Source organism: Rhodoferax sp. GT1R46, from assembly GCF_056521285.1.
In genome coordinates, this window is record NZ_JBWMBC010000008.1 from 31,785 (window position 1) to 53,445 (window position 21,661).

18 protein-coding genes are annotated in these 21,661 nt (G+C 58.5%); 13 read left to right on the plus strand and 5 right to left on the minus strand.

What is annotated here, in order from left to right; translation table 11 throughout:
• The first annotated feature begins 27 nt into the window (after window positions 1-27).
• Complete coding sequence (locus AC097W_RS16370) at window positions 28-2,295, plus strand: Orn/Lys/Arg family decarboxylase (RefSeq protein WP_479603691.1); 2,268 nt, start codon at window positions 28-30, stop codon at window positions 2,293-2,295.
• 96 nt (window positions 2,296-2,391) lie between these two features.
• On the opposite strand, the gene fabI is transcribed toward AC097W_RS16370, so the two are convergent.
• Window positions 2,392-3,180 (minus strand): enoyl-ACP reductase FabI, encoded by a 789-nt coding sequence (gene fabI, locus AC097W_RS16375; RefSeq protein ID WP_479603692.1) that lies wholly within the window; start codon window positions 3,178-3,180, stop codon window positions 2,392-2,394.
• A 43-nt stretch (window positions 3,181-3,223) separates the two neighbouring features.
• Here fabI and AC097W_RS16380 point away from each other — a divergent pair, with 43 nt between their 5' ends.
• The 12 genes from AC097W_RS16380 (at window position 3,224) to AC097W_RS16435 (ending at window position 19,219) form a co-directional block, all read left to right on the plus strand.
• Window positions 3,224-5,032 (plus strand): extracellular solute-binding protein, encoded by a 1,809-nt coding sequence (locus tag AC097W_RS16380; RefSeq protein WP_479603693.1) that lies wholly within the window; start codon window positions 3,224-3,226, stop codon window positions 5,030-5,032.
• 3 nt (window positions 5,033-5,035) lie between these two features.
• Window positions 5,036-6,061, plus strand: coding sequence for a microcin C ABC transporter permease YejB (locus AC097W_RS16385; protein WP_479603694.1), 1,026 nt, complete (start codon window positions 5,036-5,038; stop codon window positions 6,059-6,061).
• The gene (locus AC097W_RS16390) at window positions 6,045-7,103 is read left to right on the plus strand and encodes an ABC transporter permease (protein ID WP_479603695.1); all 1,059 of its coding nucleotides are present in this window, start codon (window positions 6,045-6,047) and stop codon (window positions 7,101-7,103) included. Before AC097W_RS16385 ends, AC097W_RS16390 begins: the two co-directional genes overlap by 17 nt.
• On the plus strand, window positions 7,100-8,746 hold the full coding sequence (locus tag AC097W_RS16395) for an ABC transporter ATP-binding protein (protein WP_479603696.1): 1,647 nt from the start codon (window positions 7,100-7,102) through the stop codon (window positions 8,744-8,746). Before AC097W_RS16390 ends, AC097W_RS16395 begins: the two co-directional genes overlap by 4 nt.
• 120 nt (window positions 8,747-8,866) lie before the next feature.
• On the plus strand, window positions 8,867-9,484 hold the full coding sequence (gene rimP, locus AC097W_RS16400; protein ID WP_479603697.1) for a ribosome maturation factor RimP: 618 nt from the start codon (window positions 8,867-8,869) through the stop codon (window positions 9,482-9,484).
• A gap of 82 nt (window positions 9,485-9,566) precedes the next feature.
• On the plus strand, window positions 9,567-11,063 hold the full coding sequence (gene nusA / locus AC097W_RS16405) for a transcription termination factor NusA (protein ID WP_479603698.1): 1,497 nt from the start codon (window positions 9,567-9,569) through the stop codon (window positions 11,061-11,063).
• 24 nt (window positions 11,064-11,087) lie between these two features.
• Window positions 11,088-13,952, plus strand: coding sequence for a translation initiation factor IF-2 (infB, locus tag AC097W_RS16410; RefSeq protein WP_479603699.1), 2,865 nt, complete (start codon window positions 11,088-11,090; stop codon window positions 13,950-13,952).
• 13 nt (window positions 13,953-13,965) lie between these two features.
• Window positions 13,966-14,340: a 30S ribosome-binding factor RbfA gene (gene rbfA / locus AC097W_RS16415; protein WP_479603700.1), complete on the plus strand. Its 375-nt coding sequence runs from the start codon at window positions 13,966-13,968 to the stop codon at window positions 14,338-14,340.
• Between the two features lie 4 nt (window positions 14,341-14,344).
• Window positions 14,345-15,373 carry a tRNA pseudouridine(55) synthase TruB gene (gene truB / locus AC097W_RS16420; RefSeq protein ID WP_479603701.1) on the plus strand — a complete coding sequence of 343 codons (1,029 nt, stop codon included), beginning with the start codon at window positions 14,345-14,347 and terminating at the stop codon, window positions 15,371-15,373.
• Window positions 15,363-17,186 (plus strand): translational GTPase TypA, encoded by a 1,824-nt coding sequence (gene typA / locus AC097W_RS16425; RefSeq protein ID WP_479603702.1) that lies wholly within the window; start codon window positions 15,363-15,365, stop codon window positions 17,184-17,186. The genes truB and typA overlap by 11 nt, the downstream gene beginning before the upstream one ends.
• A gap of 21 nt (window positions 17,187-17,207) precedes the next feature.
• Entirely contained in the window at window positions 17,208-18,089 is an 882-nt protein-coding gene (locus AC097W_RS16430; RefSeq protein WP_479603703.1) for a DMT family transporter, read from the plus strand.
• Window positions 18,086-19,219, plus strand: a complete 1,134-nt coding sequence (locus AC097W_RS16435; RefSeq protein WP_479603704.1) for an enoyl-CoA hydratase/isomerase family protein — start codon at window positions 18,086-18,088, stop codon at window positions 19,217-19,219. The genes AC097W_RS16430 and AC097W_RS16435 overlap by 4 nt, the downstream gene beginning before the upstream one ends.
• A 1-nt stretch (window position 19,220) precedes the next feature.
• On the opposite strand, the gene AC097W_RS16440 is transcribed toward AC097W_RS16435, so the two are convergent.
• The 4 genes from AC097W_RS16440 to smpB form a co-directional block, all read right to left on the minus strand.
• Window positions 19,221-20,054 (minus strand): anti-sigma factor family protein, encoded by an 834-nt coding sequence (locus AC097W_RS16440; protein WP_479603705.1) that lies wholly within the window; start codon window positions 20,052-20,054, stop codon window positions 19,221-19,223.
• A gap of 17 nt (window positions 20,055-20,071) precedes the next feature.
• The gene (locus AC097W_RS16445) at window positions 20,072-20,614 is read right to left on the minus strand and encodes a sigma-70 family RNA polymerase sigma factor (RefSeq protein ID WP_479603706.1); all 543 of its coding nucleotides are present in this window, start codon (window positions 20,612-20,614) and stop codon (window positions 20,072-20,074) included.
• A 49-nt stretch (window positions 20,615-20,663) separates the two neighbouring features.
• The gene (locus AC097W_RS16450) at window positions 20,664-21,038 is read right to left on the minus strand and encodes a COG4315 family predicted lipoprotein (RefSeq protein WP_479603707.1); all 375 of its coding nucleotides are present in this window, start codon (window positions 21,036-21,038) and stop codon (window positions 20,664-20,666) included.
• A 92-nt stretch (window positions 21,039-21,130) separates the two neighbouring features.
• Window positions 21,131-21,604 (minus strand): SsrA-binding protein SmpB, encoded by a 474-nt coding sequence (smpB, locus tag AC097W_RS16455; protein ID WP_479603708.1) that lies wholly within the window; start codon window positions 21,602-21,604, stop codon window positions 21,131-21,133.
• Window positions 21,605-21,661 lie beyond the last annotated feature (57 nt).

The window sequence follows — 21,661 nt, forward strand, 5'->3', positions numbered from 1 at the left end:
TTTTTTCGCTTCCGGTTGGAGCTTGCCATGAAATTCCGCTTTCCTATTGTCATCATCGACGAAGACTTTCGCTCTGAAAATACGTCTGGTTTAGGCATTCGTGCGCTGGCCCATGCGATTGAAACCGAGGGCTTTGAGGTGCTGGGCGTGACCAGCTATGGTGATCTGAGTCAATTTGCACAGCAGCAAAGCCGGGCCAGCGCCTTCATTTTGTCCATCGACGACGAAGAGTTCACACCCGGCCCGGATCTGGACCCCGCCGTGCTGAACTTGCGGCATTTCATTGAAGAGGTGCGACGCAAGAATCTGGATGTGCCCATCTACGTGTACGGCGAAACCAAAACCTCCCGCCATATTCCGAACGACATCTTGCGTGAATTGCACGGGTTCATCCACATGTTTGAGGACACGCCCGAGTTTGTGGCGCGGCACATCATCCGGGAAGCCAAAAGCTACCTCGAAGGTGTGCAACCCCCGTTTTTCAAGGCATTGCTCGACTATGCAGAGGACGGCTCCTACTCCTGGCACTGCCCCGGACACTCGGGCGGCGTGGCCTTCCTGAAAAGCCCGGTAGGCCAGATGTACCACCAGTTTTACGGTGAAAACATGCTCCGCGCCGATGTATGCAACGCGGTCGAAGAGCTGGGTCAATTGCTGGACCACAACGGCGCCATTGGCGAGAGCGAGCGCAATGCGGCCCGCATCTTCAATGCGGACCACTGCTTCTTTGTGACCAACGGCACCAGCACCAGCAACAAAATTGTCTGGCACCACACGGTGGCACCGGGTGACGTGGTGGTGGTAGACCGCAACTGCCACAAGTCCATCCTGCACGCCATCATCATGACCGGGGCCATTCCCGTATTTTTGAAGCCCACGCGCAACCACTTCGGCATCATTGGACCCATCCCCAAGGAAGAGTTCGAACCCGCATCCATCCAGCGCAAGATTGCCGCCAACCCTTTGCTTCAGGGCGTGGATGCAAAGGCCGTCAAACCACGCGTGATGACGGTTACCCAGTCCACCTACGACGGCGTGCTCTACAACACCGAAACCATCAAGAAAATGCTGGACGGCTATGTCGAAAACCTGCATTTTGATGAAGCCTGGCTGCCGCACGCCGCCTTTCACCCGTTTTATGGCAGCTACCATTCGATGGGCAAGAAGCGCGTTCGCCCCAAGCACGCCGTGGTGTATGCCACGCAGTCCATTCACAAACTGCTGGCGGGGATCAGCCAGGCCAGCCATGTGTTGGTGCAGGACTCGCAAACCGTGAAGCTGGACCGCCCGTTGTTCAACGAGGCCTACCTCATGCACACGTCCACGTCGCCACAGTACAGCATCATCGCCAGCTGCGATGTGGCGGCCGCCATGATGGAGCCCCCCGGCGGCACCGCGCTGGTGGAAGAAAGCATCGCCGAGGCGCTGGACTTCCGCCGCGCCATGCGTAAAGTGGATGAAGAGTATGGCGCTGACTGGTGGTTCAAGGTCTGGGGACCTGACAAACTGGTGGATGAAGGCATTGGCCGCGCGACCGACTGGATCATCAAGGGTGAATCCAAAAACGCCAAGGCCAACTGGCATGGCTTTGGCAAGATGGCCACCGGTTTCAATATGCTGGACCCCATCAAGTCCACGATCGTGACGCCGGGCATGGACTTGAACGGAAGATTTGCCAAGACCGGCATTCCGGCCAACATCGTCACCAAGTTTTTAACGGAAAACGGCGTGGTGGTGGAGAAAACCGGGCTCTACAGCTTCTTCATCATGTTTACGATCGGCATCACCAAGGGCCGCTGGAACAGCATGCTGACCGCGTTGCAGCAGTTCAAGGACGACTACGACAAGAACCAGCCCATGTGGAAAATCTTGCCCAAGTTTTGCAAGGCGCACCCGCAATACGACAAGATGGGCCTGGCTGATCTGTGCCACCACCTGCATGCGCTGTACGCGAAGTACGACATCGCCCGGTTGACCACGGACATGTACCTGAGCGACCTGACTCCGGCCATGAAGCCCAGTGACGCCTACGCCCACATTGCGCTGCGCAAGACCGAACGGGTTGAGATAGATAACCTGGAAGGCCGCATCACCGTGGGGCTGGTCACACCCTACCCACCGGGTATTCCGCTGCTGATTCCGGGTGAGGTGTTCAACAAGAAGATTGTTGACTATCTTAAGTTTTCACGCGAGTTCAATACCCAGTGCCCCGGGTTTGAAACCGATATTCACGGTCTGGTGGAAGAGAAGGGTGCCGATGGCATCAAGCGGTATTACGCGGATTGCGTGAAGTAAGACTTCCACCCAAAAAAAATAGCGCCATCAAGGCGCTATTTTTTTGATAGCTGCTCCCGCATATTCCACGGGGGCTAGAAGCCAATTTCATTCAAATCAGGACGTTTCCACCACTGCCACGGCGGTCTGGCTGACACCACAATCCACGTAAGAGATCTGACCCGTCATGCCGGAGGCCAGGTCGCTCAGCAGGAATGCAGCCACGTTGCCCACCTCATCAATCGTCACATTGCGCTTGAGCGGTGAGGCCGCTGCGGAAATGCCCAGCAACTTGCCGAAGTCCTTGATGCCACTGGCAGCCAGCGTCTTGATGGCACCGGCGCTGAGTCCGTTGACGCGGATGCCTTTAGGGCCCACGGCATCCGCCAGGTAACGCACTGATGATTCGAGTGAGGCCTTGGCAAGTCCCATGGTGTTGTAGCTCGGCACCACGCGCACGCCGCCCAGGTAGGTCAGTGTCAACAAGGATGCGGTGTCGTTCAGGTAGGGCAGGGCCGCTTTGGCCATGGCCGGAAAGCTGTACGCGCTGATGTCATGGGCGATACGAAAGTTCTCGCGGGTCAAACCGTCCAGAAAATTGCCGGCAATGGCCTCGCGCGGAGCGAAACCAATGCTGTGCACAAAGCCATCAAACTTGGGCCACACCAGGGCCAGATCGGTAAAGAGCTTCTCAATCTGCTCGTCGCTGCCCACGTCGCAATCAAAAATCAGCGTGGAGCCAAAGTCGGCCGCGAACTCGGTAATGCGTTCCTTGAAGCGCTCGCCCACATAGCTGAACGCGAGTTCCGCACCCTGCGCATGGCAGGCCTTGGCAATGCCATAGGCGATGGAGCGGTTGGACAGTACACCGGTGATCAATAATTTTTTGCCAGCTAAAAAACCCATTGCGTCCTCTTATAAGTTGCGTGTCTTGGTGCAGAATTGTCGCATGCGAAACCTGCTGATCCTGTTGACGGCACTGACAGTGTGCTTGATCGGCCAACCAGCTTGGGCCGCACATGGCTATTCGCTATGGGGTGATTTCAGGTATCCGCCTGACTTTCCCCACTTCGCTTATGTCAATTCCAACGCGCCCAAAGGCGGTGAATTGCGGCTGGTCAGCAACCAGCGAACCTCCACATTTGACAAATACAACCCCTTCACCATCAAGGGATCTGCGCCCGCTTATCTGGCGAGCCTGATGTTCGACTCATTGTTGACCGGCGCGCTGGATGAAACCTCTGCGGGCTACGGCCTGCTGGCACAGGACGTTACGGTGGGAGCTGACGGCCTAAGCGCCACGTTCCAGTTGCGTCCGCAGGCCCGCTTTCACAACGGTGCGCCGGTGCTGGCGCGCGATGTCAAATTCAGTTTTGATACCCTGGTGGGCCCGTTTGCCTCGCCTGGCTACCGCAGTCTGCTGGAAGACGTTGCGGGAGCAGACGTCGTGGATGCGACGACCGTGCGTTTTCGCTTCAAGCGGCCCAACCGCGAACTGCCGCTGACCGTGGGCGGATTGCCCATCTTCAGTCACCAATGGGGGATGGAAAACGGCCAATCCAAACCCTTCGACCAGGTCGTCATGGATATTCCCATTGGCAGCGGACCGTACCGCATCGGCCCCGTCAATTTTGGCAAAGACATTACCTATGTGCGTGACGCCCAGTACTGGGCCCGGGATCTCAATGTGCGCCGGGGTACGGCCAATTTCGACCGCATCACCGTCAAGATCTACAAGGACAACACCGCGCGCCTGGAAGCGCTCAAGGCCGGAGAGTTTGATTTGATGCGCTTCTTCTCGGCGGGTGACTGGGCGCGTCGGGTGAATGGCAAACGCTTTGATTCGGGCGAACTGGTCAAGGCCGAGTTCAGGCACCGCCTGCCGACCGGTTTTCAGAGCTATGTCCTCAACACCCGACGGGACAAGCTCAAGGATGTTCGGGTGCGACAGGCCTTGGGGCTGGCGCTGGACTTTGAATGGATGAATCGCCAGATGTTTTACGGCGCCTACCAGCGGGTGCAAGGCATTTTCGGTAATACCGACTGCCAGGCCAGTGGTGTACCCGATGCGCAGGAGCTGGCCCTGCTGGAACCTTTTCGCAATCAGATTCCGGCCGCGGTGTTCGGTCCCATGGCACAAGCCCCCCGTACCGATGGGGCGCACAGCCTGCGCGAGAATTTGCGCCAGGCGCAGACACTGCTCAAGGAGGCGGGCTGGGTGTACCGTGACGTCGCACTGCGCAATGCCAAAAACGAGGAGTTGACCCTGGAATACCTCGATAGCAACGAAGCCGGAGCCCGTGTGGTCAGCCCCTGGGCGCGCAATCTGGAGAAGATTGGTGTCAAGCTGGTGTTTCGCCCTGTTGACTTTGCGCTCTACCAGCAGCGGCTGCAGAAGTTCGAGTTTGACATCACCTCGTTGGCTTATCAGGGAACCAATAACCCAGGCCAGGAGTTCGCCGATCTCTTTGGCAGCAAGGCTGCGGATCAGGAAGACTCAGGCAACCACAGTGGTATCAGGAGTCCAGCAGTGGACGCGCTGATCACGCACATGACAGGCGCCAAACGCAAAGCCGACTTGCTGCCGGCCTGTCGCGCGCTGGACCGGGTGATCAGCCACAGCCATCTGCTGGTCCCGCAGTGGTCGGCTGGCACGCACCGCATTGCCTACAACGCATGGCGTCTGGCCATGCCCCCGCAAATGCCCCCCTACTCGCAGGGCGAGACCTGGGCCATCGACACCTGGTGGGCCAAGTAAGCCATGTTCTATTACGCCTTGAAACGGTTGTTTTTGATGGTTCCCACTGTGTTGGGGGTGTTGCTGGTGACCTTTGCCGTGGTGCAATTTGTGCCCGGTGGTCCTGTTGAGCAATACCTCGCCGAGGCCAAGGCCGGCGCGGGCACCAGTGCCGAAGGTGGGCTGAGCTACCGCGGTGCGCAAGGCGTGGACCCCAAGCGCATTGAGCAGGCCAAGGCGCTGTATGGCTTTGACAAGCCGGCGCCGGAGCGTTTCTGGCAAATGCTGGTGCAATTCGCCCGCTTTGATCTGGGTAAGAGCTTTTTCCAGAATCGCGCAGTATCTGACTTGATCTGGGAAAAACTGCCGGTGTCCATGAGCCTGGGCTTGTGGACCTTCTTCATCAGCTACCTGATTGCCGTGCCTCTGGGCGTTGCCAAGGCGGTGCGGGCGGGTACCCGGTTTGACTTGGTAACAACCCTGCTGATTCTGGTGGGCTATGCCATTCCCGGTTTTGTGCTGGGCGTGGCGCTTCTGGTGATCTTTGGGGGCCAATTGCAGTGGTTCCCGCTGCGGGGCCTGACGTCCAGCAATTGGGAGCAAATGACCTGGGGTGCGCGCATTGTCGACTACCTCTGGCACATCGCGCTGCCGGTCACCGCCATGGTGATGGGCAGTTTTGCGGTCACTGCCATGCTGACCAAGAACGCTTTTCTGGAAGAGATCCGCAAACAATATGTGGTGACGGCTCGCGCGAAAGGGCTATCCGAGCGGCAGGTGTTGTGGAGGCACGTGATGCGCAATGCGCTGATCCCCATCATCACCGGGTTTCCTGCGGCCTTTGTGGGGGCATTTTTTACTGGCTCGCTTCTGATCGAAACCCTGTTTTCGCTGGATGGTCTGGGCTTGCTGAGCTATGAAAGCGTGATTCGCCGTGACTATCCCGTCGTGATGGGTACGCTTTATCTTTTTACCCTCATCGGATTGGTGACCAAACTGGTTTCCGACCTGTGCTACGTCTGGGCGGATCCGCGTGTCAAGTTCGACTGATTCCATCCCGCCATTGCGTTATCCCAGTCCGTCCGTAAGAGCGTGGCAACGCTTCAAGCGCAACCGCTTGGGCTATGTGAGCTTGCTGATTTTTTGCGGCCTGCTGGTGGTGAGCCTGTTTGCTGAGCTGGTATCCAACGATCGCCCACTGGTCGTGGTGTACCAGGGGCAAACCTATTTCCCGATGTGGAAGGACTATCCCGAAACCACTTTCGGCGGCGACTTCAACACGCCCACCGATTACCTGGACCCATTCATCCGCCAGCGCCTGCAGCAGACAGGAAACTGGGCGCTGTTTGCGCCTAACCGATACGGCCCCAAAACGCTCAATTATTTCGCCGCTGAACCCAATCCCTCGGGTCCGAGTCGTGCCAACTGGCTGGGAACCGATGACCGGGGACGCGACCTGCTGGCCCAACTGATCTATGGATTTCGGGTCAGCGTGCTTTTTGCGCTGGCGCTCACCTTTTCAGGGGTTGTGCTCGGGGTGATTACCGGTGCGGTCCAGGGCTTTTTCGGTGGAAAAACCGACCTGGCTTTTCAGCGGTTTATCGAGGTGTGGAGCGCCATGCCGGAGCTCTATTTGCTGATTATTTTTAGCGCCGTCTTTGCGCCCAGCATTGCATTGCTGCTCGTTCTGCTGAGCCTGTTTGGCTGGATGGGTTTGAGCGACTATGTCCGCGCGGAATTCCTCCGAAACCGCCAGCTGGATTACGTTCGGGCCGCACGGGCACTCGGGGTTTCTGACTGGAAGATCATTGTGCGTCACGTCTTGCCCAACAGCATGACACCGGTGGTCACCTTTCTGCCTTTTCGCATGAGCGGCGCCATCCTGGCGCTGACCTCGCTTGACTTTCTCGGTTTGGGCGTGCCGCCTGGAACCCCCTCTCTGGGTGAACTGCTGTCGCAGGGCAAAAACAACATTGATGCGTGGTGGATCTCCCTTTCAACCTTCGCCGTGCTGGTGATTACTTTGTTGCTGTTGACGCTGATGGGAGATGCGCTACGCGATGCACTGGACCCCCGAAAGGCGGAGCAATGACCCGCATCGGGCCTGACGTCATGCCCTCTGCGCCGCAACCGGTGAGTGCGCTGACGCCGCTGCTCCATGTTCAGGGTTTGACCGTGTCCTTTGACGGCCGGGAGGTCGTGCATGGCATCGATTTCGAGATCTTTCCGGGAGAAAAATTGGCTTTGGTGGGAGAGTCTGGCTCAGGCAAAACCGTCACCGCACTCAGCTTGTTGGGCTTGGCGCAGGGCGCTCTGGTCAAAGGCACCGCCCGTTTCGTGCCCATTGCGGGCGCGTCTGCGGAATTGCTCACATTGCCCGACAGACAAATGCAGGCGATTCGCGGCCAGGACATCTCGATGATCTTTCAGGAGCCCATGACGGCCTTGAACCCGCTCTTCACCATTGGTGAGCAAATCGCTGAAGTTCTTCAGCTAAAAATGGGCTTAGCCCCGGTGGAATCTGCGCAGAGAGCTATTAAATTGATAGCAGATACCGGCATTGAAGAGGCTGGTCGCCGCGCTGGTGCCTATCCTCACCAGCTTTCAGGTGGCCAGCGCCAACGCGCCATGATTGCCATGGCACTGGCCTGTCATCCCCAGTTGCTGCTCGCAGACGAACCGACGACCGCGCTGGATGTGACGGTACGCAAGCAGATTCTGGATTTGCTGACCCAGCAGCAGAATTCCCGGGGCATGGCGGTATTGCTCATCACCCATGATCTGAATCTGGTTCGCAGCTTCGCAGATCGGGTGGCCGTTATGGAAAACGGCCACATCGTGGAGCAGGGCAGGGTAGCCGACATATTCGCCAAGCCGCAGCACCCCTACACGCGGCGCCTTCTCGACAGCCGGCCGGTTCGCGACGTTGTCGAGCCCGTCGCAAATGCACCGGTAGCACTGAGCGCGCGCGGTGTGCGTGTGGTCTATCCGGTGCCTCGGCCCGGCATTCGTGGCTGGTTTAAAAGCGGCGAATTCGTCGCGGTGTCTGGCGCGCATCTGGATCTGGCCTGTGGCCAGACGTTGGGCGTGGTGGGTGAATCGGGGTCGGGCAAATCCACCCTGGCTTTGGCGGCACTGGGTTTGCTGAAGTTTGATGGGACGCTCGCTGTGCTGGGGAAAAGCTGGGGAACGGCACGCGACCAGGTCTTGCGAAAAAGCGTTCAGGTGGTGTTTCAGGATCCATTTGCCTCTCTGTCACCCCGCATGACGGTGGAGGCTATCGTGGGTGAAGGCTTGCTGGTGCACGAACCCGGGTTGAGCGCGGATGCCCGCCGGGACCGGGTATGGGCGGCTTTGAGCGAAGTGGGGCTGGATGAAACCCAATTCCCGGGCCTGTTGCAGCGCTATCCCCACCAGTTTTCGGGGGGCCAGCGCCAGCGCATTGCGATCGCCCGGGCGTTGATTGTGCAACCCCGGCTGTTGGTCCTTGATGAGCCGACCAGTGCGCTCGATGTCACCATGGGAAAACAGATTCTGCAACTGCTTCAGCGGCTGCAACGTGAGCGAGGCCTGGCATATTTATTGATCACCCATGACGTGGCGGTCATCCGCGCGATGGCTCACCAGGTTCTGGTGATGCGCGGTGGGAAAATCATCGAAAGTGGGCCGGTTGCGCAAGTCTTCGAGCGCCCCCAGCAGGAATACACCCGTATATTGCTGGCGGCCGCTGAATAACTCCTTAAGAATCAAGGGCTTTAAGGCGTTTTTGGAGTACAATCCGGGCTCACGACCAAACGGGCGGGTAACTACCGCCCGTTTTTTTTGGGCGATTGTTTTTGAATGGGCTGATTTCACGTGGCATTGCAGGAAATTGTTGAACAAACCGTTAGCGGTCTGGGATATGACTTGGTGGAGATTGAACGCTCCGCGGGGGGCTTGCTGCGCATCACGATTGATTTGCCCTGGGTTGCGCCGGTCGACGGTGTCGCTGCACCACAGCAATTCATCAATGTGGAAGATTGTGAAAAAGTCAATCGCCAGTTGCTTTTTGCGCTGGAAGTGGATGGTATCGAATACAAGCGGCTGGAAGTTTCTTCCCCTGGCATAGATCGCCCTTTGCGGCATGCGCAGGATTTTGAGCGATTTGTGGGTCACATCATTGACCTCAACCTCAAGGCTCCGATGGGCGAGGCTGCGGCAGGGCAAGTGCATCCCAGTCGCAAGAAATTTCGCGGCGAGCTGGAGAAGCTTGTCGCCGCCGACGGCAGCGTGGGCTGGCAAATCGTCTGGAGCGATGCGCCGGCAGTCAAGCCGGGTCAGAAAGTTAGCAAGAAGCGCGTTCCTCCGCCATTGCAGGCACTGGGTTTTGCGCTTGATGAATTGCGTGACGCGCGTCTTGCGCCCATTGTGAGTTTCAAGGGTCGCGGTGCGGCGGATGCCAGCGATGGTGTGGCGGACGCAGACACGGCTTGACAGCTTGCAGACCCCATTAGGTTTGCATCAAGATTTTTTTAGTTTTGTATTGGTTAATTCGAGTATTCAGGAGAGTCATGGCATGAATCGCGAACTGTTGATGCTGATAGAAGCAATTTCACGTGAGAAAAACGTGGAACGTGATGTGGTAATGGGCGCCGTGGAAGCGGCTTTGGCCCAAGCGACCAAAAAGCTGTATCCCGGCGACGTGGATATCCGCGTCGCACTGGATCGTGACAGCGGCAACTACGAAACCTTCCGCCGTTGGCACGTGGTCCCCGATGAGGCTGGTCTGCAGCTGCCTGACCAGGAAATACTGCTGTTTGAAGCAAAAGAGCAGATAGCCGATATCGAGGTGGATGAGCACATCGAGGAGTCCATTCCTTCGGTGCCGATCGGCCGCATTGGTGCCATGGCTGCCAAGCAGGTTATTTTGCAAAAAATCCGTGATGCTGAGCGCGAAATGTTGCTCAACGACTTCATGTCCCGCGGTGAAAAAATCTTTGTTGGCACTGTGAAGCGCATGGACAAAGGTGACCTCATTGTGGAGAGCGGTCGCGTCGAAGGTCGTCTGCGCCGCAGCGAGATGATCCCCAAGGAAAACCTGCGTACCGGTGACCGGGTTCGCGCCATGATCATGGAGGTGGACCTGACACTGCGTGGTGCACCCATTCTGCTGTCCCGTTCCGCACCGGAATTCATGATTGAGCTGTTCCGTCAGGAAGTGCCCGAAATTGAACAAGGCCTGCTGGAGATCAAATCCTGCGCCCGTGACCCCGGTTCACGCGCCAAGATTGCGGTTCTGTCGCATGACAAGCGGGTCGATCCGATTGGCACCTGTGTGGGTGTACGGGGAACCCGCGTCAATGGCGTGACCAATGAACTCGCTGGCGAGCGTGTCGACATTGTGTTGTGGAGCGAAGATCCGGCGCAGTTCGTGATCGGTGCGCTGGCTCCGGCCAACGTCTCCAGCATCGTGGTGGATGAAGAGCGCCACGCCATGGACGTCGTGGTGGACGAGGAAAACCTCGCGATTGCCATCGGCCGTGGTGGACAGAATGTGCGCCTCGCGTCCGAGCTGACAGGCTGGAGAATCAATATTCTTGATGCCGCAGAGTCGGCCCAGAAGCAAGCCAGCGAAACCGATATCGGTCGCAAGCTGTTTATGGAAAAACTCGATGTGGACGAGGAAATCGCCGACATTCTGATCGCCGAAGGCTTCACCAGTCTCGAAGAGGTGGCCTATGTGCCGCTTCAGGAAATGCTGGAGATTGAGTCCTTTGATGAAGACACCGTCAATGAGCTGCGCACCCGTGCCAAGAACGCTCTGCTGACGATGGAGATTGCGCATGAGGAAAGTGTTGAAGAAGTCTCGCAGGATTTGCGTGACCTTCAAGGCCTGACTCCCGAATTGATCGGCAAACTGGCAGACGGCGGCGTGCATACCCGCGACGATCTGGCTGATTTGGCCGTTGACGAACTCACAGAAATCACCGGCCAGTCTGCGGACGAAGCCAAGACCTTGATCATGAAGGCGCGCGAACATTGGTTTACCAATGACGCCGCTTCTCAAGAGTAATGGTCATGAAAGGTTACACAACAAATGTCCAGTACGACCGTCGCCGAGTTTGCAAGTGAACTCAAAAAATCCACTGACACGCTGCTTGAGCAGTTGAAGTCAGCCGGGGTAGCCAAGGCGGCTGCCTCGGATGTCCTGACCGATGCCGACAAGCACAGCTTGCTGAATTATCTTCAAAGTAGCCATGGAACGGCCAGTTCCGAGCGCAAGAAGATCACGCTCGTGAAAAAGCAGACCACAGAAATCAAACAGGCCGATGCAACAGGCAAGGCACGCACCATTCAGGTGGAGGTGCGCAAAAAACGCACGTTTGTACGCCGTGACGACGAAGTCGAGCAGCCCGTTGAAGCACAGGAGCGGGAAGTTCCTGTTCAAGAGTCGGCTGAGCCGGTGATTGACCACGCCGAGCTCGGACGCCGCGAAGAAGAAGCGCGACGCCAAGCGGAGCTGATCCGCCGCCAGGAAGAAGATTTGGTGGAAAAGCGTCGCCTGCGTGAAGCGGACGAAAAACGCGAACGCGATGCGGAAGAGCGTGCCGCAAGCTATGCGGCCGCAGAACAAGAGAAGAAGAGCCTGGCCTCTACAAGCAAGACAGAAGCCAGTGCTGAGGCCATCGAAGCTGCTGCAGCCCGTGCTGCGGCGCAGGTTGAAGCGAGAGAAAAAGCCGCCGCCGAATCCAAGGCCCGTGCCGATGAAGAGGCAGTGCGTGCTGTGGACCTGAACGAGCGTCGTCGCAAGGCCGAAGCCGAAGCGGCTGCGATTCGCTCCATGATGTCTGCGCCTAAACGCGTGCTGGTGGCCCACAAGCCCGAAGAAGTCAAGCCGGCGGTAGCTGGCGTTAAAGGCACTCTGCACAAGCCAGCAGCCGGAAGCACAGTGGCAAAGCCGGCAAAACCGGCGGCGCCTGGCGCTGCGGGCACCACTCCTGCTGGCGCTGGCAAGGAAGTGAAATCGGCCAAATTGTCCTCCAGTTGGGCAGGCGATCCAGCCAAGAAGAAAGCTATTCCTACCCGTGGTGACACCGGTGCGGGAGCCGGTCGCTCGACCAATTGGCGCACCGGGCCAAGGGGCCGCCGTGGCAGCAATGACCGCAACCACGATCACCAGCCCATGTCGGCACCGGTGGAAGCGCGCGTGCTGGAAGTGCATGTGCCTGAAACGATCACCGTGGCGGAATTGGCGCACAAGATGGCCGTCAAGGCATCTGAGGTTATCAAGCACCTGATGAAACTGGGTCAGATGGTCACCATCAACCAGCCACTGGACCAGGATACCGCCATGATTGTGGTGGAAGAAATGGGCCACAAAGCGGTGGTTGCGGAGCTGGATGACGCAGAAGCGTTTACGGACGACGAAGTGCAGCAGCAGCACGCTGAGGCGCTACCACGCGCACCGGTGGTCACCGTCATGGGCCACGTGGACCATGGCAAGACCTCGTTGCTCGATTACATTCGCCGGGCCAAAGTGGCTTCAGGTGAAGCCGGTGGCATTACCCAGCACATTGGCGCCTACCACGTGGAAACCCCGCGCGGCATGGTGTCCTTCCTGGATACTCCGGGTCACGAGGCCTTCTCGGCCATGCGTGCCCGTGGAGCCAATGCAACTGACATCGTGATTCTGGTGGTGGCTGCGGACGACGGTGTCATGCCCCAGACCAAAGAGGCTATCAAGCACGCCAAGGCTGCTGGAGTTCCTATCGTGGTGGCGATCAACAAGATCGACAAGCCTGATGCCAATCCTGAGCGCGTGAAGAACGAGCTGGTGGTTGAAGAGGTGATCCCGGAAGAGTTTGGTGGTAGTTCACCCTTTGTTTCCGTGTCCGCCAAAACTGGCCAGGGTATCGACGAACTGCTGGAGCAGGTGCTCCTGCAGGCTGAGGTGCTGGAGCTGCGCGCACCGGTGGATGCCATGGCCAAGGGCCTGGTGATCGAGGCGCGTCTGGACAAGGGACGCGGACCTGTGGCGACTATCTTGGTGCAGTCGGGTACGCTGAAAACAGGCGATGTGGTGCTGGCAGGACAGACCTTTGGCCGCGTGCGTGCCATGCTGGACGAAAACGGCAAAACCATCAAGACCGCGGGTCCATCGATCCCGGTCGAGATCCAGGGCCTGACCGAGGTGCCGCGCGCTGGCGACGAATTCATTGTCATGGCCGATGAACGCCGTGCCCGTGAAATCGCAACCTACCGTGCAGGCAAGTTCCGCAACACCAAGCTGGCCAAACAGCAAGCGTCGAAGTTGGAGAACATGTTCACCGACATCAACGCCGGCGAAGTCAAACTTGTTCCGATTATTGTCAAGGCCGACGTGCAGGGTTCGCAGGAAGCCTTGGCACAGTCGCTGGTCAAGCTGTCCACCGACGAAGTCAAAGTGCAGATGGTCTACACCGCGGTGGGCGCCATCAGCGAGTCCGACGTCAATCTGGCCATTGCCGCAAAGGCCGTCATCATTGGATTCAACATCCGTGCCGACGCCGGAGCCCGCAAGCTGGCAGAGAACAACGGTGTTGACATTCGCTACTACGACATCATTTACGATGCAGTGGACGATTTGAAACTGGCCATGTCGGGCATGTTGACGCCAGACAAGAAAGAAGAAGTCATCGGTACCGCCGAGATTCGCCAGGTGCTCAAAGTGTCGAAGATTGGCTCGATCGCGGGTTGTATGGTTACCTCGGGTTTTGCCCGCCGCACCGCCAAACTGCGCTTGTTGCGCGGCAATGTGGTCATCTACACTGGCGAGCTGGATTCGCTCAAACGCTTCAAGGACGACGCCAAGGAAGTCAAGGAAGGCTTCGAGTGCGGCTTGACGATCAAGAACTACAACGACATCCAGGAAGGCGACGCGCTGGAGTTCTTCGAAATCCGCGAAATCGCCCGGACGCTGTAATTGGTAATGAACTATGGTTCGTAGAAAATCATCCACCCCCAACCGCGGCTTCCGCGTGGCCGATCAGATCCAGCGGGATCTGACGGAGTTGATCGCCCGCGAGTTGAAAGACCCGCGGGTCGGGATGGTGACGATTCAGGCTGTGGAGGTTACGCCCGACTACGCTCACGCCAAGGTTTTCTACAGTTTGCTCAAGGGCGACCCGGTGACGACGACAGAAGGGCTGAACCAGGCGGCAGGTTTCTTGCGTGCTGGCTTGTTCAAACGCCTGCATATTCATACCGTTCCCACGCTGCACTTTCAGTTCGATCGCACGACTGAAAAGGCAGCGGACATGAATGCCTTGATCGCGCAGGCTGTGGCGTCGCGTTCCAAGAACGAGGACTGACAGGATGAATGCGCCGCGTGCACGGGTTGCCAGGCGCCCCGTGCATGGGGTGCTGTTGCTGGACAAGCCATTGGGCTGGTCCAGCAATGATGCTTTGCAAAAAGTGAAGTGGTTGTTGCGGGCGGAAAAGGCGGGCCACACCGGCACGCTGGATCCTCTTGCCACCGGTGTGCTGCCCTTGTGTTTTGGTGCGGCCACCAAGTTCAGCCAGCTTCAGCTGGATGCCGACAAAGAGTACGCGGCGACCGCACGCTTAGGTGAGAAAACCAGTACGGGTGATGCAGAAGGCGAGGTCATCGCGGTGCGGTCGGTGCAAGTGACGCAGGAGGATATTGAGCGCGTGGTGCCCGGGTTTACCGGACCGATACGCCAGACGCCGCCGATGCACAGTGCGCTGAAGAAGGACGGCAAGCCCTTGTATGAGTATGCGCGCAAGGGAATCGAAGTGGAGCGGGAGGCGCGTGCCGTCACGATATTTGAGTTAAATGTGGCTCTAGCCCCCGTGGAATCTGCGCAGCCAGCTATCAATATGATAGTGAAATGCAGCAAGGGGACCTACATCCGCACACTGGGTGAGGATATTGGAGAAGCGTTGGGATGCGGCGCGCATTTGACCGCGCTGCGCAGAACGGGGACTGGTGGCTTTGGTGTGTCGCAATGCGTGACGCTGGAGGCGCTGGAGGCCATGACGGAGGAAGAGCGCTTGGCGTGTTTGATGCCAGTGGATTCGCTTTTGGCGAATCACACGGTTGTCACGCTGGATGCGGAAAATGCAGGACGGTTTTTGAGCGGCGTTCGCCGACGTGGAAACTGGCCTGATGATGAGCGTGTGGCCGTATACGGCACGCACCCACCGGCTCTGCTGGGCACTGCCCATACCAAAGCAGGTGAATTGATACCGGGGCGTTTGCTGAGCCCACTTGACATTGCGCAAGTTCAAGCTCAGCAGGCGGTTGGCATGACAACTGATACGAATGTGGCCTCAGAAGGCCACGAAGAACAGATTCAAGAGAAAGTGAACCATGAGCATTAAACAGATCCGCAACATCGCCATCATCGCCCACGTTGACCATGGCAAGACCACCATGGTCGACCAGTTGCTGCGCCAGTCCGGCACCTTTGCCCAACACGAAAAAATTGTTGATACCGTCATGGACAACAACGCGATCGAAAAAGAGCGCGGTATTACCATTCTGGCCAAGAACTGCGCAGTGACCTGGGAAGGTACCCACATCAACATCGTGGATACCCCCGGACACGCGGACTTCGGCGGTGAAGTGGAACGTGCCTTGTCGATGGTCGACGGCGTTGTTCTGCTGATTGATGCGCAGGAAGGCCCCATGCCACAGACCCGCTTTGTGACCAAGAAGGCACTGGCGCTGGGACTGCGACCCATCCTGGTGGTGAACAAGGTGGACAAGCCTGGTGCCCGCCCCGATTTCGTGGTCAATGCCGCTTTTGACTTGTTCGACAAGTTGGGCGCCACAGACGAACAGCTCGATTTTCCTGTGGTCTACGCATCCGGCATCAACGGCTGGAGCTCACTGGAAGAGGGCGAACAGGGTGAACAGTGGGGTCCCGACATGTCGGCTCTCTTCAACACCATTCTGAAGCATGTACCCGCCCAAACCGGTGATCCTGCCGCACCACTGCAACTGCAAATCTCTGCACTTGATTTCTCCACTTTTGTGGGTCGCATTGGTGTCGGCCGTATCAGCCAGGGAACCATCAAGCCCATGATGGAAGTGGTGGTCATGGAAGGCCCGGACGGCAAGCCCGTCAAAGGCCGCATCAATCAGGTACTGACATTCCAGGGTCTGGAGCGAGTGCAGGCTACGGAAGCCGGCCCAGGCGAGATCGTGCTGATCAATGGCCTGACGGACATCGGTATTGGTGTGACCATTACCGACCCGGTCAATCCGGCTCCGCTGCCCATGCTCAAGGTGGACGAGCCGACCCTGACCATGAACTTCTGTGTCAATACCAGCCCGCTGGCCGGCCGTGAAGGCAAGTACGTTACCAGCCGCCAGATCTGGGATCGTCTGCAAAAAGAACTGCAACACAACGTCGCACTGCGCGTCAAGGAAACCGACGAAGAAGGTATCTTTGAAGTCATGGGCCGCGGAGAACTGCACTTGACCATTTTGCTGGAAAACATGCGTCGCGAAGGCTACGAGATGGCTGTGTCCAAGCCACGCGTGGTGATGAAGGAAGTCAACGGCGAAAAGTACGAACCCATCGAGCTGGTGACGGCCGACATTGAAGAGCAGCACCAGGGCGGCGTCATGCAGGCGCTCGGCGAGCGCAAGGGTGACCTCGTGAATATGGAGCCGGACGGCCGTGGCCGCGTGCGCCTGGAGTACCGCATCCCGGCGCGTGGCCTGATCGGGTTTACCAACGAGTTCTTGAACTTGACGCGCGGCTCGGGTCTGATTTCCAACATCTTCGACAGCTACGAGCCACACAAGGGTGAAATTGGCGGCCGCAAGAATGGCGTGCTGATCTCCATGGACGCCGGTGAAATTTTCACCTACGCGCTGGGCAAGCTGGACGACCGTGGCCGCATGTTCGTGCGCGCCAACGACCCGGTGTACGAAGGCATGATCGTCGGTATTCACAGCCGTGAAAATGATCTGGTGGTCAACGCCACGCGTACCAAACAGCTGACTAACTTCCGGGTCAGCGGCAAGGAAGACACGATCAAGATCACGCCACCCATTGAACTCACGCTGGAATACGGTGTGGAATTCATTGAAGACGACGAACTGGTCGAGATCACGCCCAAATCGGTCCGTCTGCGCAAGCGTCACCTGACCGAGAGTGAACGCAAGCGCGCTGGACGCTAACGTCTCAGCCCATCGCCGGGCATGAAGCTCAGTCACAACCGCGCCGTCGTCCTGATGGCTGCGGTGGCGCTGATGTGGTCCACTGCGGGCGTGGTGACCCGTCATCTGGACGGAGCCCGCAGTTTTGAGATCACGTTTTGGCGGGCGTTTTTCACATCGCTCTCACTGGTGCTGATCCTGCCTCTGATACGGGGGCGAAGGGTGTTTGCAGACATTCGCCATGCGGGCACTGCCTTCTGGGTGTCAGGTGTGTGCTGGTCCGTGATGTTCACCGCCTACATGGTGGCGTTGACCCTGACAACGGTTGCCAATGTGCTGGTCACCATGTCGATCGGCCCCTTGCTGACCGCGCTGATTGCCCGGATTTTCATTGGGCATCGCATTCCCCTGCGAACCTGGATGGCCATTGCCGTTGCGGGCGCGGGGATTGCCTACATGTACGGGGCGCAGGTTTCGGGGGACCAACTCATCGGTACCCTGGTGGCCTTGTGCGTGCCCGTTGCCGGCGCCACCAACTGGACCGTCACCCAAAACGCCCACGCGCAGGGGCATGACGTGGATCTGGTCCCGGCGGTGTTTGTTGGCGCCGTGATCAGCTGCCTCGTCACGCTGCCATTGGCGCTACCCTTTCAGGCGACCACGCACGATCTGGTCCTTCTTGCGTATCTGGGTGTGGGCCAGCTGGCCATTCCCTGCGTGCTGTCGGTCATGTGTGCCCGTGTGCTCAAAGCCCCAGAGCTTTCGCTGCTGGCGTTGCTGGAAGTCGTTTTTGGCATCGCGCTGGCCTGGCTCGGGGCGGGTGAAGCACCTGGCCCGACGGTACTGCTGGGCGGAACGCTGGTGATCGGCGCCCTGGTGACCAACGAGCTGCTGGGATGGAATCAAAGGAGAAACGAAATATGAACCCTGAATTGACTGAAGTCCAGACGGAAGTGGTTGAAGGCGTGGGCCTCATCACGCTGAACCGCCCCAAAGCGCTCAATGCGCTGAACCTGCCCATGGTACGTGCGCTTCTGGCCACATTACTGCTTTGGCAAGACGATCCGGCCATCTTTGCGGTCGCGATTCGCGGCACCAACAAAGTGGGCCGCCCCGGTACCCCGGAAGGCTTTTTCGGTGGATTCTGTGCAGGTGGCGACATCCGCTTTTTCCACCAGGCTGCCTTGGCCAACGATCCCGCTCTGGGTGAATTTTTCAACGAGGAATACACCCTTAACCACCTGATTTACAACTACCGCAAGCCCTACATGGCCTTTATGGACGGCGTGGTGATGGGCGGCGGCATGGGTATCAGCCAGGGGGCCAGTCTGCGCATCGTGACGGAACGCACCAGGATGGCCATGCCAGAAACTGGCATTGGCCTCTTTCCCGACGTGGGCGGAGGCTATTTTTTGAGTCGTTGTCCCGGCCATGTAGGCGAGTATCTGGCGTTGACCGGAGATACCATTTCCGGCGAACAGGCCGTAGCCTGGGGACTGGCAGATGTGTGTGTGCCTTCCGCTGAATTGCCTGCGCTCTGGGCGAGCCTGCAGACGCAGGGTTCGCTGGAGTCATTGCAGCAGTGGGCTGCTACCAATGTGATAGCTGACCACGCAGTATCCACGGGGGCTGAGGCCCCAATTGACTCAAAGATTGAGGCGGCTTTCCGTCTGGGAAGCGTCGCGTCTATCGTGGCGGCGTTGGAAGCCCAGGGCAGCAAGCCGGCGCGTGCTGTAGCCGCCACCTTGCGCCACCGAAGTCCGCTGATGCTGCACGTCGTGCTGCAGCAGATCCGGCGTGCCCGCACCATGACACTGGCGGATGATCTGCGCATGGAGCGTGATCTGGTACACCACTGTTTTCACACGGCGCACCTGGAGCGCTCCGGTGCGTCGAGCGAAACGGTTGAGGGTATTCGCGCGCTGGCGGTGGACAAGGACTTCACACCGGTCTGGAATCCTGCACGCATTGAAGATGTCAAGGTCGGCATGGTGGAGCCGTTTTTCGTGAGCCCTTGGGCTGCTGATGCGCATCCCCTGCGCAATTTGCAGTAACTTAAAGCTGCTGATAGACGGTTTGGGCCAATTGCATCAAGGCGTCCCGTTTTAGCGGGCCCGTCAAGGCGTAGCCAAAGCCCTGATCTACCCAATAAAAGCTGGGAAGGGCGCCCTCTGTCGCAAACCGGAAAGCGGTTTCCTGTCCGTCCATATCGCCAGTCCTGGCACCTGTCGTGGCGTCTGCCTTCGGGCTGATGGCGCCGAGGTACAGGGTAACCCGGACTCCTGTGGCGTTCTGGAACATGAACTGCGCGCGTGCGCCTGCATCCCCTGGCAAAAGGCGCCCTCCGACCAATTCGTAACCCTGTGAGGACAGATTGGGCACCTTGATTGGTTTCCCCACCCGCTTGGACAGCCATTGCACCAGGTGTTCCTGCTCGGCTGCGGCAACCTCTACGGGGTGTCGTACCTCGGGTGCGTACACCGCATGGGCGTAGCTCGCCTGGCGCACGAAATCCGCGGTCAGCGTTGTCTTGGCCAAGGCACCCCCACGCTGGGCCTGCCATTCGTTGTGCGTCAGCCAGCCCGTGCCAAAAGAGAGTACAACTGCGGCGGCCATGCCGCCCCATCGCCACCCCTGTTGAAGGGCGTGCCGCGAGTCGACCGTCTGCCGGGCTGCCGCCATCAGGGTTGGTGGAATCGGCTCATCCAGAACGGCCTGATGCAGGCCACGCAGCAAGTCGCGCTGTTGCCGCCATTGCGCAACCGTCGCCAGGGCGGCGGGGTCCTGCGACAGACGGGCTTCCAGCGCTGCACGCTCGGCGCCATGCACCTGTTGATCCACCAGCCGATGCAGTTCGCTTTCAGTGAGGGGGGAAGAGTTCCTGTCCATCATTTCTGTCCTGACAGTCATTTCATGCGGCGTAGCGGTGACACCGCGGCGCCGGGTACATCACTCTTTTCGGGTGTCAAAGCCGGGGCATCCATGAGCGACTGCAATCTCGCGCGTGCCCGTGAAAGGCGCGACATGACGGTACCCATGGGAACGCCCGTGACCCGGGCAACGTCTTCATAACTCATATCTTCGAGGCTCACCAACAGCAAAACCGTGCGTTGCTCTTCGGGCAGCATCAGCAGGCACCGCTGCAGGTCGAGTGCCAAATCGGTGGCTTGATCGGGTGCCACCAATTCATGGGCCACGTCGTGGATGTCAACCCGCGTTCCGGCCTGCTGACTCCTGACGACGCGGCGACCATCGCTGGCGTACAGGTTATGCATCAGCGTGAACAGCCAGGCGCGCAGATCAGTGCCAGCTGCCCACAGGCGCCACTTGGAGCAGGCACGCTCCAGCGTATCCTGCACCAGATCGTCAGCCGCCCACGCGTTTCCCATGAGTGCGCGCGCATAGCGACGCAAACCGGGTATCTGGGCGATGAGGTCGGTTCGGTCCATATGCCCGGATGGTAGGCCCTAAAGCGAACCGTAAGTCAGCACCTGGAGATCAGGGCTTGGCGGTATGCCATACGGTCAGTACGCCATCACCGGTTTTGTCGCCCGGTTTGGTGTCTTTTGCCCAGTAGTACAGCGGCTTGCCTTTGAGTGCCCACTGCTTTTTGCCGTCGTCACGGGTGACGACCGAGTAGTCGCCGCTGGCCTTGTCCGTATCAGCCGCCATTAAAGGTGGCCAGTTGGTGGCACAAGGGCCATTGCACACGGATTTGCCGCTGTTCTGGGTGTCTTTGTCAAAGGTGTAGAGCGTCATTCCGTTGGGACCGGTCAGCACACCATCGGCGGTTTTGGTGGGAGAGGGCGTATCCATAGAGGCGCAGCCGCCGAGGAGGGCTGCGGTCAAGGTCGCAATGGCAAGAAATTTCATGGGTTTTCTCCAGTAGTGCAGTGCGCAGAAAACTGTCTGCAACTAGATGAACGCCCAATGCACGAGGTTTATTCCCGGGGGCAAGAAATATTTCAACGGGTGCGGGATTTCATGGCGCGGTCCACTTCACGCTTTCCTTCGCGGTCCTTGATGGTGTCGCGTTTGTCGTGCTCTGCCTTGCCTTTTGCCAGCGCCACTTCGCACTTCACCTTGCCATCTTTCCAATGCAGATTGATGGGGACCAGGGTGTAGCCCTTCTGCTCTATCTTACCGATCAGTTTTTGAATCTGCTCCTTGTGCATCAAGAGCTTTTTGGTACGCACGTTGTCGGGGTTGACATGGCTCGATGCCGTATGCAGCGGGTTGATCTGCAGCCCGATGATGAACAGCTCACCTCCACGGACGACCACGTAGCCATCGGTGAGCTGGACCTTGCCTTCGCGCAGCGATTTGACCTCCCAGCCCTCCAGCACCAGACCGGCCTCAAAGCGCTCTTCGAAAAAGTAGTTGTACGCGGCCTTCTTGTTGTCGGCAATGCGGGTGTTGATAGCGGGTTTTTTAGCCATGGGACTCAAATGGGGGTGACAGACGGGAAATGAAGGGGGGTGCCTCAGGGCTTGACT

Bases quoted from the DNA above. Each gene is read 5' to 3' on its own strand.
- AC097W_RS16370 (WP_479603691.1), top strand. From the start codon at position 28: ATGAAATTCCGCTTTCCTATTGTCATCATCGACGAAGACTTTCGCTCT.
- fabI (WP_479603692.1), bottom strand. From the start codon at position 3,180: ATGGGTTTTTTAGCTGGCAAAAAATTATTGATCACCGGTGTACTGTCC.
- AC097W_RS16380 (WP_479603693.1), top strand. From the start codon at position 3,224: ATGCGAAACCTGCTGATCCTGTTGACGGCACTGACAGTGTGCTTGATC.
- AC097W_RS16385 (WP_479603694.1), top strand. From the start codon at position 5,036: ATGTTCTATTACGCCTTGAAACGGTTGTTTTTGATGGTTCCCACTGTG.
- AC097W_RS16395 (WP_479603696.1), top strand. From the start codon at position 7,100: ATGACCCGCATCGGGCCTGACGTCATGCCCTCTGCGCCGCAACCGGTG.
- nusA (WP_479603698.1), top strand. From the start codon at position 9,567: ATGAATCGCGAACTGTTGATGCTGATAGAAGCAATTTCACGTGAGAAA.
- infB (WP_479603699.1), top strand. From the start codon at position 11,088: ATGTCCAGTACGACCGTCGCCGAGTTTGCAAGTGAACTCAAAAAATCC.
- rbfA (WP_479603700.1), top strand. From the start codon at position 13,966: ATGGTTCGTAGAAAATCATCCACCCCCAACCGCGGCTTCCGCGTGGCC.
- truB (WP_479603701.1), top strand. From the start codon at position 14,345: ATGAATGCGCCGCGTGCACGGGTTGCCAGGCGCCCCGTGCATGGGGTG.
- typA (WP_479603702.1), top strand. From the start codon at position 15,363: ATGAGCATTAAACAGATCCGCAACATCGCCATCATCGCCCACGTTGAC.
- AC097W_RS16430 (WP_479603703.1), top strand. From the start codon at position 17,208: ATGAAGCTCAGTCACAACCGCGCCGTCGTCCTGATGGCTGCGGTGGCG.
- AC097W_RS16435 (WP_479603704.1), top strand. From the start codon at position 18,086: ATGAACCCTGAATTGACTGAAGTCCAGACGGAAGTGGTTGAAGGCGTG.
- AC097W_RS16440 (WP_479603705.1), bottom strand. From the start codon at position 20,054: ATGGACAGGAACTCTTCCCCCCTCACTGAAAGCGAACTGCATCGGCTG.
- AC097W_RS16445 (WP_479603706.1), bottom strand. From the start codon at position 20,614: ATGGACCGAACCGACCTCATCGCCCAGATACCCGGTTTGCGTCGCTAT.
- AC097W_RS16450 (WP_479603707.1), bottom strand. From the start codon at position 21,038: ATGAAATTTCTTGCCATTGCGACCTTGACCGCAGCCCTCCTCGGCGGC.
- smpB (WP_479603708.1), bottom strand. From the start codon at position 21,604: ATGGCTAAAAAACCCGCTATCAACACCCGCATTGCCGACAACAAGAAG.